This is a genomic window from Polaromonas sp. P1_G1, assembly GCF_056405595.1.
Window position 1 is genome coordinate 1 of record NZ_JBFUBU010000283.1, and the last position, 373, is coordinate 373.

Below are 373 nucleotides of genomic sequence, written 5' to 3' on the forward strand. Positions count from 1 at the left end.
GCTGTACAGCGCATCGCGCCACGGCAGGGGCAGCACACGCAACACCCCGACGGCACGCCAAGGCCAGCCCAGGCCTTCCGCCATGCGGATGCTGCCTTCCGATTTGATGAAAACCTGGCCCGAGGCGACCAGCAGGTTGCTCTGGTAATCGTCCCCACCCAGACCATAGTGCGCATACAGAGCCTGCCCCAAAGGGGTTTGGGCAGCCAACAGGCGATACACCCGGTGCCGGTCGTGCTTGATGACAAAGTTGGCCCAACCGGAGCACAGCACGCAATGGCCATCGAACACGATGAGAGGCTTGTCATCCGAAAAACGGGGCACACGGACATCACTGCGGTAGCTGTAGGTAGGCTGCGTCATACCGCCGCCT

1 protein-coding gene is annotated in these 373 nt (G+C 62.2%); it reads right to left on the reverse strand.

Going from position 1 to position 373, the window contains the following annotated elements; genetic code table 11:
• On the reverse strand, positions 1–363 hold a 363-nt coding region (locus AC1D1Y_RS26855), incomplete at its 3' end, for a thiol-disulfide oxidoreductase DCC family protein (RefSeq protein ID WP_477685019.1).
• Positions 364–373 lie beyond the last annotated feature (10 nt).